Source organism: Streptomyces sp. 2-1, from assembly GCF_048564895.1.
Lineage (GTDB): Bacteria > Actinomycetota > Actinomycetes > Streptomycetales > Streptomycetaceae > Streptomyces > Streptomyces phaeochromogenes.
Map to the genome: position 1 here is coordinate 8,486,788 of NZ_CP183383.1, position 17,794 is coordinate 8,504,581.

A 17,794-nucleotide genomic window follows, 5' to 3' on the forward strand; every position below is an offset into this window, starting at 1 on the left:
ACGTGCGGTGGGTGGCTCGGGTGCGCGGTCGCTACACCCAGTCCCGCTGGGCGGCCCGTACCCCCAGCTGGAATCTGCTCGCCGCGCCCAGCCGTTCCTGGAGCTCGCTCACCCGGCGTCGCAGGGTTCTGAGGCTCACGCCCAGATGGCGGGCCACCGCCTCGTCCTTCATGCCGGCCGCCAGCAGCCGGATCAACACCCGCTCGCCCTCGGGGAGTTCACCGTTGGCTGCCGTCTGGCCGAGCGGGGTCGCCTGCTGCCAGGCCAGGTCGAAGAGCTTCTGCAGGGCCTCGGTGACCGCCGAGTGCCACACCACGACGGCGCAGTAACCGCCCGCCGCCGAGGCGGTCAGCGGCAGCATCGCCCGGCACCCGTCGACCACCAGCAGCTTGAGGGGCACGGACGGCAACACCCGGGCCTGCTCGCCGAGTTCCACCATCCTCCAGGTACGGGACAGTATTTTCGGGTCCTCCAGGGCCGTCGCCGCGTACACCCCGCGAGAGACGATCCCGCGGCGCAGCAGATCGGCCTGGAGAGCCGCCTGCGGTGCGGGCGGGGCGAGATACGGCGGTGTGTCGAAGAGGCACACCTCACGCTCGGCGCGTGCGTACATCTCCTCCAGACGTGCCGCGATGGCGCCCTCGCCGGAGGCGACCTCGATCAGCCGGGACGGTTCCTCCCGCAGCAGCCCGGCCTCGTACGCGGTGCCCATCTCCTCGACGGTGGCGGCGAGCAGTTCGGACTCCGTCTCGCGCCGCCGGATCAGCCCGCGCACCGCGACCCGTGGATCGACCGCCCGTAACCCGCCCATGGAGTCCGGCGGCTGGAGCAGCCCGAGCCCGAGCAGTTGGTTGCAGGCCTCGCGCACCTGGGTCGGGGAGGCGCCGGTCAGCAGGGCCCAGCCGGCCGCACCGGCGTCGGGCTGATGGAGGATCGCCTGGTACACCCGCTCCTCGAAGGCGGACACCCCCACCGCGGCCCAAGGGCTCGCGGCAGGGGCGCGTCCTGCCGTGTTCTGTCCCGCCGTGCCATATGCCGTGTTCACCATGGCTCGGCACGGTAGGCGATCTTTGTTAACTCTGCTGTCGTGCCGGTCCGGGTCGCCGTCTACTTCAGGCCGAAGGCCCGCACCACGGTCTGGTCGACCGCGTTGCCCTCCCGGTCGGCAGCCCGTACGCGCAGGGACACGAACTCGGCGCCCTTCGGGTGCTTGAGTTCCGTCTTGCCGCCCCGGACCTTGACCTCCTTCCAGGACGCGCCGTCGTCGTACGACACCCAGGTCTTCAGCTCACGGGCCGTGATGCTCGACTTCTGGTCCCGGACGGAGAGTTCGAGCGTCGACTTCCGCTTGGACTCCGCCCGGTTGAGGAGGTCGAGCCCGTCGAGGTCGTAGTCGAGGGAGAGCAGCGGCAGCGCGGTCTGCTGGTTCGTGTGCGCCGACGCGAAGGACCATTCGGTGTGGGTGCTGGTGGAGTACGTGGCCCAGTCGGCCGTGCGCTGCGCGTCGAGCACGAAGCGGTACGAGGCCTTCGCCGCCGGGACGTCGAAGGTGCCGTTGCCGCCGAGCGCGCTGTTGCCGACCGGCTTCCCGTCCGCGTACAGCGTGCCCTTCGCGGTGTCCTGGGCGCCGTCCACGCTTGCGTAGTGACCCGGTGTCGCGTCGCTCAACTCCGGAACCCTGAGGGCGAGTTTGTCACCGGTGCGCTGGGAGAGACCGTACCGCTCGCTGGTCGCCGGGCGGACGACCTGCCGCAGCCACTCCTCAGTGGGCACCTTGCCCGCCTTGTCGAAGGTCCGCAGGTCGTTCCACTGGCCCCTGCCGGTCTGCCAGTTCGGGGTGACGGTGTTCCAGATGCGGGTGCCGGCATCCACGTTGTAGTACTCGGTGCGTGTCGTGCCGAGGGGGACGTACTGGCTGGTCTCGATGGCTGCGCCCTGCCACGGGCGGTACCGGTAGACGGCGTCCTTGCCGACGTCACCGGCCCGGCTCCCGTGGTAACGGACCTTCTGCCGCACGGTGTTGGAGCTGTTCAGCGAGTACGTCTGGTTCTTCGAGACGGCGCCGGTCTGCGGGAACATCACGTTGTAGACGTACGGGCTGACCGCGGTGCCGTCCAGCTTCAGTGTGACCTTCTTCCCGCTCTTCAGCAGCGCGCCGAGCTTCGCGCCGTCCTCGCCGGTGGCGACCATCAGCGGGATCGTCGTGCTGTCCACCCACGAGATCCAGTACCCCGGCTTCTCCTGGTACGCGATGACGTAACCGGCCCCGGCCCTGGTCGCGTTGGCCAGCGCCTCGTCCGCCGTCTTCCCAGCGGCCACCCGGACCACCGCTACCTTGCCCTTGACGTCGAGCCCCTGGAAGTCGGCCGCGGTGCCACTTCCGGCGTCCACCGCCCGCACCGTGCGCTTTCCGCTGAACTTCACCGGAAGGGTGTCGCTCACCTGCGAGTAGTCCAGAGGCAGCGCGTACTTCTCCGGGCTGCTGACGCTCGCGGTCAGCTCCTTCTCGTACAGCCGGAACTTGGGGGTGAACTCGAACATGCCCTCGGTGACCTTCTCGGTCGGGGCGACATAGATGCGGTCGGTCCACCAGTTCTGGGCGTAGGTCGCCCCGAAGGCGGTCCCGGGCCCTTCCCGGTGCCAGTTGGTGCTGAAGCCCTGGAACTCGGAGTTCTCCTTCGTCCTCGGCTTGATCTCGACGGCCTTGCGGGCGTCGAAGACGACCTCGGTGTCCTTGTCGACCTTGATCTCCGGATCACCGACGACGGAGGTGGCGACCTCCAGCCCGGCCGCGTCCCGCTCCGGGATCCAGGTCGCCATGGAGTACGTACCGGCCGGCACCTTGAACGTGTAGCCGCTGCCGAGGAACCCGTGCGTGTCCGGGTATGCGCCGTTCAGCTCCTGCAGCACGAAGATCGACGCCGAGGTGGACGGCTTGCCGCTCCGGTTCACCAGCGAGACCTTCAGGTCGTAGGTCTTCGGCAGCTTCTCGAAGCCGACGGCCGTGGTGACCCGGATGCCGTCGGCGCTCGCGGTGACATGGCCCGTGTACCGGCCCTCGGCCTCCTCGGCCGGGTCGACCGTGACCGCGACGGTGGCGGTGCCCTTCGCAGGGACGGTCACGACGTCCGTGCCCAGCGCGGCCTCGGCGAGCGACGACGCCAGCTTCAACTCCACCGCCTTGTCGGTGGTGTTGGTGAAAGTGATGTCCTTGCTCGTGGCCTCGGCTCCGTCGGCCTCGTACTGGCCGAAGCTGAGCGCCGGGGTGGCGAAGACGCCCTGACCGACGGCCCGTACGGCGTCGACGCGGCCGTCGCCCTGCTCGAACACAGAGGCGTCGGGGCTGGTCTTGGCCGTGGTGGCGAGGGCCTGCTTGATCTGCTGCCCCGTCCAGTCGGGGTGCGCCTGCGCGACCAGCGCCGCGGTGCCCGAGACATGCGGGGTCGCCATCGACGTGCCGCTCACCCTCGTGTAACTGTCGCCGACAGGCGTGCTGCCGGGCATGTTGGTTCCCGAGGCACGGGCCGCCGCGATTCCCACGCCCGGCGCGGTGATCTCCGGCTTGATGGCGGAGTCGCCGAGCCGTGGCCCGCGGCTGGAGAACGAGGCCAGCTTGTCGGACTTGTCAACCGCGCCCACGGTCAGCGCGGAGTCCGCGATACCCGGGGTGCCGAGGGTCTGCTCGGACGGGCCGGAGTTACCGGCCGCGATCACGAAGAGAGCACCGGTGGACGCGGACAGCTCGTCCACGGTCTCACTCAGCACGTCGGAGGGGCCGGACGCGTCACCGCCCAGCGACATCGAGACGATCTTCGCACCGGAGCGCGCGGCCCAGTCCATGCCGTCGAGGATCCAGGAGGTCTGACCGCGGCCGTCGTTCGCCAGCACCTTGCCGACCAGCAGCTCCGCACCGGGTGCCACGCCCTTGAGCCTGCCGTCCGAAGCCGCGCCCGAGCCGGCGATCGTGGACGCCACATGGGTGCCGTGGCCGTGACCGTCCTGCACGGCCTCGGTCGGTACGAAGCTCTTCGTCTCCGCGAGCTTCCCCGCCAGATCCGGGTGGCCGGTGTCCACGCCCGTGTCCAGGACGGCGACCTTGACGCCCTTGCCGTCGTAGCCCGACTGCCACACCTCGGGCGCGCCGATCTGCGGGACGCTCGTGTCGAGGGACACCTTCACCTTGGCGTCGAGCCAGATCTTCTTGATGCCGTCGCCGAGTTGCCGCGCGGCCTTCGTGGTGGGTCCGGTGCCGAGCGCGGGGGCGATGTCCGCCCAGAAGGCGGTGGACTTCCTCGCGCTCAGCGCGGCGCCGTCGATCCCGGGCAGCGCGAGCGTCCGGCGCGCTCCGTCGGGCGTCGCGCTGCCCTTGGTGTAGGTGGCGATGAGCGGGGTGGTGCCGGTCGTGGAGTCGGTGTACCCCTGCTTCACCAGCTGGGTGATGTTGAACAGGGCCGGGTCGAGGCGGCCCGCCTGTACCAGCGGGAGCGCGTCCGCCGGCAGCACGCTGATCTCGCCGTCGCGTTCGGTGGACAGGAAGGTGGCGGCCTCACGGCCCTTGCCGCGCCGGACGTCGACGGCGTACTTGCCGTCCGGTCCTGCGGTGAGCGACACCGTGTCGCCGGTGAGGAGGGTGACGGTCTGCGTGGTCCCGGCGCGGGTTTCCGCGCCGGGCCTCGTGGTCGGGTCGGACTTGGTGGCCGGGCCGCCGGGACCGGCCGTCGCGGGCGTGACTGCCCCCGCGAGCAGTCCGGCCGCTCCGGCCACGGCCCAGAGGGCGTGGAGTCTTCGCATGGGTGGGCGTCCTCCCCTGAACGCTGACAAACGCTTCCGGCCTGGTGGGCGGAAGCCAGTGATCAGAGTGGGTGCCGCGTGGCAGGGGGCTCAAGGGGTTCCCGTGGCCGAGGAATGCCAATGCCCCTTTCGGCCAACGGAGTTGGCGGGCGCACTACACCCGGGGGCGGGTCGCCGTCTGCCCCGGCCCACCGGGTCGCACGGCTGCGGCTCAGGCGGAACACAGGCTTCTGCCAGCCAACCGGGACAGGATCAAGACATGTCTGGCATCCGAGGGGAGCACGTCCGCGTGCTGAACGTCGACGACGAAACCGGCCACACGGGACCGCGCTCCGCGGCCGGCACGGGGTCCGTCACCGAGGCCGATGGGCGGTCGTGCCGGGTGGCGGACGGTGCGCCCCTGCCGCGCGTCGCGAACAACGGCAGCGCGCACGGCGGCAGAGCGCACATCGGCATCGCGCGCAACGGCATTGCGCGCAACGGCATCGCGCACAGCCGCATCGCCCGCGGCGGCGTCCCGCATGCCGACGTCCTCGACGGAACGCGACACGACACACCCGGGCCGGAGCACCGCACGGCCCGGCAGGAACCCCGCCCGGACGGACTCACTTCGGCGTCGGCGCCGGCGCCGACGACCCGCTCCGGGCGAGGTGCCGCGAATGCCGGCAGACCGACGGAGGCCGGGAGATGAGTTCGCGGCAGCGGCAGCGGCCCCAGCTCCGGCTGCGGCTCCGGCCGCACGGGCGGTCGCAGCGGGACCGTCCCCCGCGCGGGCGCTCCCTGCGGTCCCGCCTCCCGCTGTTCGTCGGAGTCACCCTCGTCGCCGTGTGTGCGGTGACGGCGCTAACCGTCTTCCTCGTCCAACGCGCCTATCTGCTCGGTGACTTGGACCAACGCGTCACCAACACCGCCGAGCGCGTTCAGGGCGGGACCCACGGCACCACCGAGGCCGGGCCGGACGCCGACACGGACCTGGCGTTCCTCGACCAGCGGGGTCAGGCCGTCGGCACGATCGGGGGCACGCTCGACGTCGACGGATACGTATCGGCCGCCCGGGTCGTCCCCCAGGACGGCGACCCGCGAAATCTCAGCGCCGCCCAACGCGCCGCCCTCGACGGCATCGAGGCCGACGGCTCCCTGCACACCCGGACTGTGCCCGGCCTCGGCACCTACCGGGTCACCGCCCTCGCCGACAGCGGGCAGGCCGTCCTCACCGGCCTGCCGATGGACGGCGTACGGGACATGATCCGGGACCTGGTCGTGGTCGAGGCCGTGGTCGGCGGCGTCGGTCTCGCCGCCGCGGGGTGCGTCTGTGCCGTCGTCATCCGGCGTCAGCTGAGGCCGCTGGGCCGGGTCGCCGCAGCCGCCGTCGAGGTCTCCCGCTCTGCCCTGGACCGGGGCGAGGCAACCGGCCCCACCCCCGTATCCGGCCGGACCCCCGCATCCGGCCTCACCCGGGTATCCGAACAGGACACCGACCCCGGCAGCGAGGCGGGTCAGGTCGGCGCCGCGCTCAACCGCATGATCGACCACGTGGAGTCCTCGCTCGCGGAGCGGCAGCGCGGCGAGGAGGAGATCCGCCGCAGCGAGGAACGCACACGCCGCCTGCTCGCCGACGCCAGCCACGAACTCCGTACGCCGCTCGCGGCCATCGCCGGATACGCGGAACTGATGAACCGCGGCGCGGGCATGATCGAGCCCACCCTGGCCTGGCGGAGGGTCTCCGCCGAGTCGGCGCGCATGACCGGCCTCGTGGAGGACCTGATGCTGCTCGCCCGACTCGACGAGGGACGGCTGCCGCACCCCGCCGAGGCGGACCTCGCGGCCCTGGTCGCCGACGCGGTGTGGGACGCGCGGGCCACCGGGGACGACCACGACTGGCAACTCGGGCTGCTCCTCGACACCCCGGCGCTCGTCACCGGCGACGAGGCCCGACTGCACCAGGTGGTGGCCAACCTGTTGGCCAACGCGCGTATGCACACACCTGTGGGCACGACCGTCGTCACCTCGGTCGAGGTCACGGACGAGCGCCGCGTCATCCGCGTACGCGACAACGGCCCCGGCATCCCACCGACCCTGCTCCCCAGGGTCTTCGAACGCTTCACCCGCGCCGACGCGTCGCGCTCCCGCCCGGACGCCAGGTCCGGCGGCTCCGGTCTGGGTCTCGCCATCGCGGCGGCGATCACGCACGCGCACGGAGGCCGGATCGGCGTGGAGAGCGAGCCGGGGCGCACGGAGTTCACCATCGAGTTGCCCGCCATCGGGATGCCCCGGCTGCTCCCCGTGGACACGGTCTCGGCTCCCTCGACGCCGACGCCCACATCACCGCCACCCACATCACTGCACCCCGCCTCGGCCCCGACCCGGGCCCCGGACATCGCCTCCTCGTCCATCAGCTGACGGCGACCGGTTTCCCAACCGTCGCGAAGGTCGCACCCACCCAGGTGCAACCCCCTTGCGCCAGCCGTTTACAGGTGTACAGGTCCGCGCTAGCTTCAGAACCACGTGGGATGGGAGCGCTCCCACATCCGGTGGACCGGAACCCGCCCAGGGTTCGCTCCCATCTCGCGCATCCGCACACGGACGCACGGAGGTCCACGGCACATGGACGTCCACCGCACGCGGACACCAACCGCACACGGACACCAACGGACACCCCACGCCCCCTGAACGAAGGGACGGTCAGATCTGTCATGATCCTGACAACCCCATCGCCCGTGCCCACCCCACGACGCCCACGCCGATTACCGCTCCCCGTCCGCGGCAGAGCCTTCCTTCTCATCCTGCTGGCCCTGGTCGTCACCATCCCGGCGCTCGGTCTGGTCGTCTCGGCCGGCGGCGAGGCGAAGGCCCACGGCACCCCCATGAAGCCCGGCAGCCGCACCTTCCTGTGCTGGCAGGACGGGCTCACCTCCACCGGTGAGATCAAGCCGATCAACCCGGCCTGCAAGAAGGCACAGCAAGTCAGCGGCACGACCCCGTTCTACAACTGGTTCTCGGTGCTCCGCTCCGACGGAGCGGGCCGCACCCGCGGCTTCGTGCCGGACGGAGAGCTGTGCAGCGGTGGCAACACCAACTTCACGGGATTCAACTCGCCCAGCGCCGACTGGCCGTTGACCCATCTCACCTCGGGCGCGACCGTCGATTTCTCCTACAACGCCTGGGCCGCGCACCCGGGTTGGTTCTACGTCTACATCTCCAAGGACGGCTTCGACCCGACCAGGTCGCTCACCTGGAACGACATGGAGGAACAGCCGTTCCTGAGCGTCGACCACCCGCAGCTCAACGGCTCCCCGGGCACGGTCGAGGCGAACTACTCCTGGTCCGGCCGGCTCCCCTCGGGCAAGTCGGGCCGCCATCTCATCTACATGGTCTGGCAGCGCTCGGACAGCGCGGAGACCTTCTACTCCTGCTCCGACGTCGTCTTCGACGGCGGCAACGGAGAGGTGACGGGCATCCACGACCCGGGCAACCCGACCGAGCCCCCGCCCGGCGCCTGCTCCGCCACCCGCCGTACGACGGGCAGTTGGTCCGGCGGCTACCAGTCCGAGGTCACCGTCACCAACACCGGTGAGGTGCCGATGCTCGGCTGGATGGTCGACTGGACACTGCCGGGCGGCCAGTCCGTCGCCAGCCTCTGGAGCGGCAACGCCACGTACAGCGGCCAGAACGTGATGGTCCACAACGCCGACTGGAACGGGTCGCTCGATCCGGGCGAGAGCGCCTCGTTCGGGTACGTCGTCCAGGGGTCGGGGGGTGATGCGGCGACCGCCCTCGCCTGTCGGCCGGGCTGAGCAGGACCGGGCCGGCGAACCTGTGACTCCACCTGCCCGGTCACCATCTGCTCAGGGCGGACCCGGTGGCCGTAATCCACCGGGTCCGCGAGCCGGGCAGGTTCGGGGGAAGGTCTGCCCGGATGGAACGTGGCTTGTGTGGACCAGTGGACGCGACAACGTTGTCGAATGGTCTGGCCGAGACTCTACTCCTCCAACGGACAACGCTGTCAAACCTGTTGGGCCTTGAGCCGTCCGAGTGTCGGCCGCGCGCGCCCCTCGAAGGGCGGGCGCTCTTCCGTGGTACAGGTGCGGCACGCTACTGTCCCTGCGGCTTGTGCGACCCGTGGTGCGCGACCCGTCCGAAGGAGGAGGGGCCGCGTCATGCGTTTCCGTCCGTCATCCGTGCTTCTCGCCGTTGCTCTTGCCGCCGCCATGGCCGTCGGCGCCGGAGCCACCCCCGCCTTGAGTGCACCCGCACCGGGACCGGCACTCGTCCAGGACCCCACCCAGTACGTCGACCCGCTCATCGGCACCAGGAACGGCGGCAATGTCTTCCCGGGCGCCGTCGTTCCCTTCGGCATGCTCTCCTGGAGCCCCGAGAACACCCGCGGCGACGCCACCCGCACGGCCGCGCCCGGTGGCTACCAGTACGACGCGACCCGTATCCGCGGCTTCAGCCTTACGCACATGTCCGGCACGGGCTGTGCGGGCGGCAGCGGTGACATCCCGTTCTTCCCGTACGCGGGCGAGGTCGCCTCGTCCCCGGCGAGCGACACCAAGGACGAGGTGTACGCGGCGGACTTCGAGCACGCCGACGAGACCGCCGAACCCGGCCACTACAAGGTCGGCCTCTCCTCCGGTGTCACCGCGGACCTCACGGCGACCGCCCGCACGGGCTCGGGCCGCTTCACCTACCCCGCCGACAAGCCGGCCTCGCTGCTGATCCGTACCGCCAACTCCGAGGTGGGCTCGACGACTTCGGACGTCCGCATCGACCCCGAGACCCGTACGGTCTCCGGTTCGGTGACGTCCGGCAACTTCTGCGGCTACCTCGACCCCGAGGGCCAACGCGACTACTACACGCTCCACTTCACCGCCCGCTTCGACCGCGCCTTCAAGGCCACCGGTACCTGGCAGGACGACAAGCTGAGCCCCGGCGCCACCGAAGCGAGCGGCGGTACCGGCGGATTCGGCACGAACGGCCGGCCGGTCGCGGGCAAGGGCGCGGGCGGATACGTGGAGTTCGAGCCCGGCACCGGCCCGGTGAACGTCAAGGTCGGTATCTCGTACGTCAGCCGGGCCGGCGCCGAGGCCAACCTCGCCGCCGAGAACCCGCCCCGCCGCTCCTTCGACGGCGTCCAGGACGCCGCCCGCAAGGCCTGGCGCGACCGCCTCTCCGCCGTCAAGGTCGGCGGCGGCACCGACGACGAGCGCACCACCTTCTACACCGCGCTCTACCACGCCCTCCTGCACCCGAACGTCATCAGCGACGCCGACCGCAGATACAGAGGCGCCGACGGCAAGGTGCACCGGGTGGGCGGGGGCCACCGGGCCCAGTACGGCACCTACTCCGGCTGGGACGTCTACCGCTCCCAGGTCCAGCTGCTCACCCTGCTCGACCCGCGCACCGGCTCCGACATCGCGCAGTCGCTGCTCGAACTGGCCCGCCAGAACGGCGGCGTCTGGGACCGCTGGCTGCACGGTGCGAGTGGCACCCACGTCATGAACGGCGACCCGGCACCGGCGACCCTGGCGGGCATCAGGGCCTTCGGTGGCCGGGACTTCGACCTGCGCGGCGCGCTCGACTCGCTCGTGAAGGCGGCCACCGTACCGACCGATCTCGACCTGAGCCCGGCCGGGAAGCCCATCATGTCCGTCGGCCAACGCCCGTCCCTCGACAAGTACTTGGCGAAGCACTACATGCCGTCCGTGTCCAACGCCTGGGGCGGCGCCGCCGAGACCCTGGAGATGTCGGGCGCCGACTTCGCCCTCGCCCAACTCGCCACCGCGGCGGGGGAGAAGAAGACCGCCGAGACCTTCACCCGGCGCGCCCAGTGGTGGCAGAACAACTTCAACATCGCGGCCGACCCCACCGGCGGCTACATCGCCAACCGCAAGGCGGACGGCAGCTGGGTCACCGGCTTCACCCCGGCCACCGGCAACGGGTTCGTCGAGGGCACGGCCGCCCAGTACACCTGGATGGTCCAGCACAACCCGGCGGGCCTCTTCGCCGCAATGGGTGGTCAGGACAAGGCGGTTGAGCGCCTGGACTCCTTCTTCCACAACGCCGACGGCAGTTGGGCCTTCACCGGCAGCGGCGGCGACAAGTCCGAACTGGACAACGAGCCGTCCATCAACGTGCCCTACCTGTACGCCTATGCGGGCGCGCCCCACAAGACCCAGGAGACCGTCCGGGCCGCGATGGGCAAGCTGTGGTCCATCGAGCCCGCCGGGATCCCCGGCAACGACGACCTCGGCGCGATGTCGTCCTGGTACGTCTTCTCCGCGCTCGGTATGTATCCGCAGGTGCCGTCGCGGGCCGAACTCGTCCTGGGCTCACCGGTGTTCCCGAGGGCCCACATCTCCCGCCCGAACGGCAACGACATCGACATCAAGGCGGCGGGCGCGGCGGCGGACTCGCCGTACGTCCAGTCGCTGAAGGTCAACAGCCGTACCAGCGACCGGGCTTGGCTGCCCGCCTCCTTCGTGCGTGACGGCGGCACGCTCGACTACACCCTCGCCGGCACCCCGAACCGCGCCTGGGGGAGCGGCGCCGAGGACGCCCCGCCGTCCTTCCGCGACGGGGAGCAGCCCTACCAGATCGGTGTCGGCCCGACCACGGCGACGGTCGCCCCCGGCGGCAGCACGAAGCTCGACATCCGCGCGCTCGCACTGAGCGGCGGCACCGGTCCCGAGGTGCGCTTCCGCGTCGAGACCCCCGAGGGTGTTCGGGCGACTCCCGCCGAGGGCACGGTCACGGACGGGGCCCAGGAGATCACGCTGGCCGCGGACGAGGACGCCGAGCAGGGCTTCTACGACGTCAGGGTCAGCGTGACGTCAGGCGACAGCGACACCTCGTACGACCAGCCCGTCGCCCTCACCGTCGCGGCGCCCGGCTCGCTGCTCGCCGCGTACAACAACACCGGGGCCACGGACGACACCGGCGACCACGCCGAGGGCGACTACGACGGTGGCGGCTGGAGCTACTCCCGTCAGGCCCTCGCCGCCGCCGGTCTCACCCCGGGTGGGCAGGGTTCGGTGAACGGTCTCGACTACACCTGGCCGAACTCCCCGGCGGGCCGCCCGGACAACGCCTCGGCGACCGGCCAGACCATCGAACTCCCCACACCGGCAGCCAAGTTGAGCTTCCTCGGCAGCGCGGTCAACGGCAACCAGCAGACGCGGGCGACCGTCACGTACGACGACGGCACCACCGATTCCATCGACCTCTCCTTCACCGACTGGACCGTCGGCGGCGGAGGCGGCACCGTCCAGTACGGCAACGAGGTCGTCGCCCGGACCGCGTACCGGAACGTCGCGGGCGCCGACAAGGACCCGGTCGCCACATACGTCTTCGCCACGAAGCCGTTCGAGGCGCCGGCGGGCAGAACGATCAAGAGCGTGAAGCTGCCGGACAACGCCGACCTGCACGTGTTCACCGTCGCAGTGAGCTGAACTCCCGGTCCGGGCAGCCAGTCCGCCTCCGTCGGTGCTCCAACCGGCGGAGGCGGTAGCGTGTGCGATTCCGACGATCGCCCCGGGGGACGAGCCATGCGCACGCGAGAGACAGTGCTGCGGCCCGCGGTCGTCTGTCTGGCCCTGGTGATGTCGCTGGGCGGACTCGCCGGGTGCGGCTCGGGCGTCGGCGCCGCCAAGAAGTCGTGGATCGCGGTGCCGGAACAGTTCTATCTCCGGCCGCCCGGGGACAAGTCCGGTCCGACGAACAAGGTGCCCTTCCACGTCCAGGCCGAGGACGTGAAGGCCAGGAGCCGCGTCGGAACGCAGGACCACCGGCTCACCGTGGACGTCACCGGGTCCGAGGGGGCCGTACGGCTCAAGATCTCGGACATCCGCAAGAAGAACCCCAGGTGCGCCGGGACCGACACCCGGGTCGTCTGCAAGGTGAGCGGCGCCTACAACAGCTGGTCCGACATCGACCGCGTCTATCCGTACGCCGCCCCGGGCAGCAAGCCCGGCGACAGCGGAACGGTCCGCTTCAGCTTCACCACCGAGAAGGGGAAGAAGCTCAGCGCCCGCACCCGGGTCGTCGTCGGCGAGCCCGTGGTGAAGGTGCGGACGACGAAGGTGTTCAAGGACGTCGGGCCCGGCACCGTCCTCAGCACGCCCGTCGTGGTCCGCAACACCGGGGAGGTGCCCGTGCGCGGCGTCGGCCTGCAACTCTCCGTCGGCACGGGCCTGCGCTTCAAGCAGCAGTACGGCAACTGCCGTTACCCGGAGCCGCAGAAGGGCTCCCTCGCGATGTGCGAGTTCCCCGGCGTGCGCATACCGCCCGGGCAGGCGGTCGTCCTGCGCCCGGCCCTGGCACTGGACGTCGCCAAAACGGAGATGTACTCCTCGTTCCGCCAGCAGGCGTGGGCGCTGGACATGGGCCCCGCCAAGTACAGCGTGGTGCCCGAGGGTGGCGACCGCGGCGACGGCCCCCGGCTGACGCCTGCGACCGCGAAGAGCTCAGACCTGAAGGGGACGTTCGCCGGCGGCGAGGTGTGGAGTGACGTGCAGGTGGACACGTACGCCGACTTCGAGGTCTTCGCCGTCGAGGTGAGCGGTGAGCGCGGCAGCGAGCACACCGTGCGCCTGAAGGTCCGCAACAACGGGCCCGCCAACCCCGGGAGCACGACACTGCTGTTCACCCCGCCGGAGAGCGCCACCGTGGTGAAGCAGCCCATGGAGGCCATCGACGAGGACGTGTACGAGCCCTACTGCGACCTCGACAAGGGCACGTACTCCTGCTCCGTGGGAAGCGGGCTCCAAGCGGGCAAGACGCGCACCTTCGACTTCAGGCTCCGCCTCGGCGGACCGGGCGAGGGCAGCGTGCGGGTGACGGACGCCTCCGACTCCGACCGCCGGGACCCCGACCCCGCCAACGACACGGCACCGGTTACCGTCCTGCCGTAACCGGTGCCGTGTACGCCGTGCGCGTGCTGTCGAGCCGTGCCGAGCGTCAGCTCAGCAGTTCCACCTCCGCCAGCGTCGCCTCACCGTCGAGGACCAGCCGGTACTTGGTGTACGACCCGGGCGCCGAGACCGAGAACGCCCGTGTCTGCCGGTCCCAGGTGAAGGACTGGCCGGACCGCTTGTCGAGGTCCTTCCACGTGGTCCCGTCGGACGAGCCCTGGAGGACCCAGCCCTGGGGGGCCTTGGAGCGTTCGGCCGAAGTCAGCGTGTACTGAACGGCCTTGGCCCGGTCGGCGGTCGGCAGGTCCACCGACTCGACAGTCGCGTTCGTCGCCGAGGTGTTGTCGAACAACTCGCCCTCGCCCTTGATGACATCGCCGCGGGGCGACGGCACCTTGTCGTCCTCGGTGATCGAGACGGGCGCCGCGTTCTTCCCGGTGCCCCACGAGGACGGCTTGGACCCCATGTCGAACTCCAGCACGCCACCACGGGAGATGATCGAGTGGGGGAGCGAAGTCTTCGTCCAGGCCTTGCTGTTGACCTTCAGGCCCTGCACGTAGACGTTCTTCGCGCTGTTCTTCGGCGCCTTCACGACCAGCTTCTTGCCGTTCTCCAGGTGCACGGTCGCCTTGGTGAACAGCGGTGAGCCGACGGCGTATTCGCCGCTGCCCATCACCAGCGGGTAGAAGCCGAGCGAGGAGAAGAGGAACCAGGCCGACTGCTCGCCGTTGTCCTCGTCGCCGTGGTAGCCCTGCCCGATCTCGCTGCCGGTGTAGAGCCGGGACAGCACCTCGCGGACGTTCTTCTGCGTCTTCCAGGGCTGACTCGCCGCGTTGTACATGTAGTTGACATGGTGGGCGACCTGGTTGGAGTGCCCGTACATGCCCATCCGTACGTCACGCGCCTCGGTCATCTCGTGGATGACGCCCCCGTACGACCCGACGAACTCGGGCGAGGCGGTCTCTGGCGTCGCGAAGTACGTGTCGAGCTTCTCCGCGAGCCCGGAGCGTCCGCCGTACAGGTTGGCGAGGCCGCGGGAGTCCTGGGGCGCGGTGAAGGCGTAGCCCCAGCCGTTCGTCTCGGTGTAGTCGTAACCCCACACCCTCGGGTCGAACTTGGACGACTCGACCCGCCAGTCACCCTTGGCGTCACGGCCCTGGAAGAAGCCGGCCTTGTCGTCGAAGAGGTTGACGTAGTCCTGGGCGCGGTTGAGGAAGTACTCGGCCTCCTCCTTGTAGCGCTTCTCGCCCGTCTTCCTGTAGAGGGCCTGGCCCATCTTCGAGATGCCGTAGTCGTTGAGGTAGCCCTCAAGTGCCCACGACAGGCCCTCGTGCGTGTCGGTGCTCGTGTAGCCGAGGAACGGCGAGGTCGCCATGCCCTTGCGGCCCACGCCCGAGGAAGGCGGCACGACGGTGGCGTTCTTGACCGCCGCGTCGTACGCCGACTTCGCGTCGAAGTCGACCCCCTTCACGTACGCGTCCGCGAACGCCACGTCGGAGGAGGTGCCGGTCATCAGGTCCGCGTAGCCGGGCGAGGACCAGCGCGAGGTCCAGCCGCCGTCCTTGTACTGCTGCACGAACCCGTCGACCATCTCACCCGCCTGACCGGGCGTCAGGAGCGAGTAGGCCGGCCAGGTCGTCCGATAGGTGTCCCAGAAACCGTTGTTGACGTACACCTTGCCGTCGACGATCTTCGCGCCGGTGTGCGTCGGGGTGTCCGGTCCTGGCATCGGCGAGAACGGCGAGGCGTACTGGTACTTCCCACCGACCTTCTCGAAGCCGGAGTTGGGGTACAGGTACAGCCGGTAGAGGCTGGAGTACAGGGTCGTCAGCTGGTCCGGTGTCGCGCCCTCGACCTCGACCTTGCCGAGGATCTTGTCCCACTGCTTCTGGGCGCTCGACTTGACCGCGTCGAAGGACGTGCCGTCCGGGATTTCCTGACGGAGGTTGTCCTTGGCCTGGTCGATGCTGATCAGGGACGTGGCCAGGCGGAGCGTGACCGTGCGGTCCTCGCCCGCCTTGAACTTCAGATAGCCCTTCACACCGGCCGAGCTGCCCTCGGCGACCTCGGCGTCGAAGACTCCGTACACGAAGAGGCGGGTGGCGCCCGTCGACAGGCCGGACTTCACGTCCGAGTAGCCCGTGAAGGTCCCGTTCTCCTTGTCGAGGGTGAGGCCCGCCTGGTCGGTGACGTTGTCGAAGACGACGCTCGCGTCGTCGCCGGGGTAGGTGAAGCGCATGGCTGCCGCGTGGTCCGTCGGCGCCATCTCCGTCTTCAGCCCGTTCTCGAACCGCACCCCGTAGTAGTACGGGCGTGCCGTCTCGTTCTCGTGCTTGAAGGGCAGCGCGCGGGCGGTGCGGCCCGTCTCCGGGGTGCCGGACGCGGCCGACGGCATCACCTGGAAGGTCTGCCGGTCACCCATCCACGGGCTCGGCTCATGGCTCGCGCTGAACGCCTGTATGGTCGGCAGATTGTCCGCGTTGTTCGCGCGCGCGTAGTCGTAGAGCCAGCTGAGCGAACCCGCGTTCGTCACCGGCGTCCAGAAGTTGAAGCCGTGCGGCACGGCCGTCGCCGGGAAGTTGTTGCCGCGGGAGAAGCCGCCGCTGGAGTTGGTGCCGCGCGTGGTGGACGCGTAGTCCGAGAGGTGCGCCTTCGGCTTCTCGGGCTTCTGCACGCTCAGCTTCACGTCGTCCAGCCAGCCGCGGAACTTCGCGGGCCCCTTCGGGGAGTCGTACGCGACCAGGATCCGGTCGACCGTCCGGCCGGCCGCGACCGAGCCGATCCGCGACACGACGTTGTTCCACTGGTTGACGTACAGCACCTTCGAGGCGCCCTGGCCCTGCGGAGTCAGCGGGAAGCCGTGCTGGTCCTGGGCGCGCAGGTCACTCAGATAGGTGCCGTCCGTGAAGGCCAGGTCCACCGACACGTTCGTGGCGTCGTAGTCCCGGTCGCCGTCCGCCATCGACGGGAAGACCCGGTAGGCCAGCTCGGTGTCGCGGCCCACGGCCACGTTCACGTCGAAGACCTTGTTGTACGAGTAGGCGCGGCCGTCCGCCTTGTGGGTGCCCGCGTACCGGAGGGCCTTCTTGCCCGTGAAGCCCGCGCCGGACTTCGCGGTCGGGGAGCCGCTCGGGCCGCGGTCCACCAGCGACAGCATGTCCTTGGGCGTCGGCTCCGCGCCGCCGCCCGTCGAGAACTGCACGTCGGCGAGTTGAGTGGCGTCCGAAGCGCCGTTGTTCTTGGTGATGTCGAGCCGGAAGTGCTGGTACTCCGCGGGCTCCGCGAGGTCGTACGACTTCGTCTGGAAGCGCTCGCCGAAGGACTCGCCGGAGCGGGTGTCGAGGGTCTTCCAGTCCTTGCCGTCCGTGGACCCCTGGAAGGTCCAGTCGACCGGGTCGCGCTCGTCGTGGTCGTTGGCCGACGTGAGCGCGTACGTCACCAGCTTCACCGGGGCGTCCAGCTCGAACTCCACCCAGCCGGTGGGCGCGAAGGTCAGCCATTTGGTGCCGGGCTCGACGTCGACGAGGTTCTCCTTCACCTCGCCCGAGCCCGAGTTCTCGCCGCTCGCACTGACGTCCGTGACGTGCTCGGTCACATTGCCGGGAATGCCCGTGCTGAAGCCGCCGTCGACACCCGACGAACGCTTCGAACCATCGGCCGCGGTGTCGACCGTATTCAGCCAGTCGGGTGCTGGTTCACCCGCCTCGAAGGAGGAACCGAACTCGCGGTCCGCGGCGGCGGCTTCGGCCGGACGGGCGATCGCGGCGCCCTGCGAGGCCACCACCAGCGCGAGGGCGGTCGCTCCGAGGACCGCCGTGGAACCCCATCCGTGCCGTGCCCTGATCCGAGATCTGTGCGGAGATCCTTGCCGAGATCTGTGGTGCATGCGCCAGCACCCTCCCTGTCACGTGCGCCTGGACAACGTTGTCATATTTGCTGCGCAGGTCCAGTAGGGAGTCAAGTGGTCAGGGATGTCAAGGGTGTTGGACGTGGCGTATGGGGGTATTGGTCGCGCCTGACCCAATGGTCTGCCGGAGGGCTCGCCTGTCGGCTTCCTGTTCGGGCGCTGATCGTCCCCTGATCGCTCACTG

General features: G+C 70.1%; 8 protein-coding genes. 5 read left to right on the forward strand and 3 right to left on the reverse strand.

Features of this window, described 5'->3' with window-relative positions:
• Positions 1-31 precede the first annotated feature (31 nt).
• Both ACN20J_RS37445 and ACN20J_RS37450 read right to left on the reverse strand, forming a co-directional pair.
• On the reverse strand, positions 32-1,048 hold the full coding sequence (locus ACN20J_RS37445; protein ID WP_419667610.1) for a response regulator transcription factor: 1,017 nt from the start codon (positions 1,046-1,048) through the stop codon (positions 32-34).
• A gap of 59 nt (positions 1,049-1,107) precedes the next feature.
• Complete coding sequence (locus ACN20J_RS37450) at positions 1,108-4,791, reverse strand: S8 family peptidase (protein WP_190226901.1); 3,684 nt, start codon at positions 4,789-4,791, stop codon at positions 1,108-1,110.
• Between the two features lie 259 nt (positions 4,792-5,050).
• On the opposite strand from ACN20J_RS37450, the gene ACN20J_RS37455 reads away from it, so the two are divergent.
• The 5 genes from ACN20J_RS37455 (at position 5,051) to ACN20J_RS37475 (ending at position 13,703) form a co-directional block, all read left to right on the forward strand.
• On the forward strand, positions 5,051-5,482 hold the full coding sequence (locus ACN20J_RS37455) for a hypothetical protein (protein WP_190226902.1): 432 nt from the start codon (positions 5,051-5,053) through the stop codon (positions 5,480-5,482).
• The gene (locus ACN20J_RS37460) at positions 5,479-7,191 is read left to right on the forward strand and encodes a sensor histidine kinase (protein ID WP_419667611.1); all 1,713 of its coding nucleotides are present in this window, start codon (positions 5,479-5,481) and stop codon (positions 7,189-7,191) included. Before ACN20J_RS37455 ends, ACN20J_RS37460 begins: the two co-directional genes overlap by 4 nt.
• Positions 7,192-7,484: 293 nt before the next feature.
• A complete protein-coding gene (locus ACN20J_RS37465) occupies positions 7,485-8,585 on the forward strand; it encodes a lytic polysaccharide monooxygenase auxiliary activity family 9 protein (RefSeq protein ID WP_189841253.1) in 1,101 nt (366 codons plus the stop codon).
• 363 nt (positions 8,586-8,948) lie between these two features.
• Positions 8,949-12,242, forward strand: coding sequence for a GH92 family glycosyl hydrolase (locus ACN20J_RS37470; protein WP_419667612.1), 3,294 nt, complete (start codon positions 8,949-8,951; stop codon positions 12,240-12,242).
• Between the two features lie 96 nt (positions 12,243-12,338).
• A complete protein-coding gene (locus ACN20J_RS37475) occupies positions 12,339-13,703 on the forward strand; it encodes a hypothetical protein (protein ID WP_419667613.1) in 1,365 nt (454 codons plus the stop codon).
• A 46-nt stretch (positions 13,704-13,749) separates the two neighbouring features.
• Here the strand turns inward: ACN20J_RS37475 and ACN20J_RS37480 are convergent, their stop codons facing one another.
• Entirely contained in the window at positions 13,750-17,589 is a 3,840-nt protein-coding gene (locus ACN20J_RS37480) for a GH92 family glycosyl hydrolase (protein WP_419667614.1), read from the reverse strand.
• Positions 17,590-17,794 lie beyond the last annotated feature (205 nt).

What these genes read in the sequence shown, in the direction of transcription:
- ACN20J_RS37445 (WP_419667610.1), bottom strand. Translation starts at nt 1,048, where the DNA reads ATGGTGAACACGGCATATGGCACGGCGGGACAGAACACGGCAGGACGC.
- ACN20J_RS37450 (WP_190226901.1), bottom strand. Translation starts at nt 4,791, where the DNA reads ATGCGAAGACTCCACGCCCTCTGGGCCGTGGCCGGAGCGGCCGGACTG.
- ACN20J_RS37455 (WP_190226902.1), top strand. Translation starts at nt 5,051, where the DNA reads ATGTCTGGCATCCGAGGGGAGCACGTCCGCGTGCTGAACGTCGACGAC.
- ACN20J_RS37460 (WP_419667611.1), top strand. Translation starts at nt 5,479, where the DNA reads ATGAGTTCGCGGCAGCGGCAGCGGCCCCAGCTCCGGCTGCGGCTCCGG.
- ACN20J_RS37465 (WP_189841253.1), top strand. Translation starts at nt 7,485, where the DNA reads ATGATCCTGACAACCCCATCGCCCGTGCCCACCCCACGACGCCCACGC.
- ACN20J_RS37470 (WP_419667612.1), top strand. Translation starts at nt 8,949, where the DNA reads ATGCGTTTCCGTCCGTCATCCGTGCTTCTCGCCGTTGCTCTTGCCGCC.
- ACN20J_RS37475 (WP_419667613.1), top strand. Translation starts at nt 12,339, where the DNA reads ATGCGCACGCGAGAGACAGTGCTGCGGCCCGCGGTCGTCTGTCTGGCC.
- ACN20J_RS37480 (WP_419667614.1), bottom strand. Translation starts at nt 17,589, where the DNA reads ATGCACCACAGATCTCGGCAAGGATCTCCGCACAGATCTCGGATCAGG.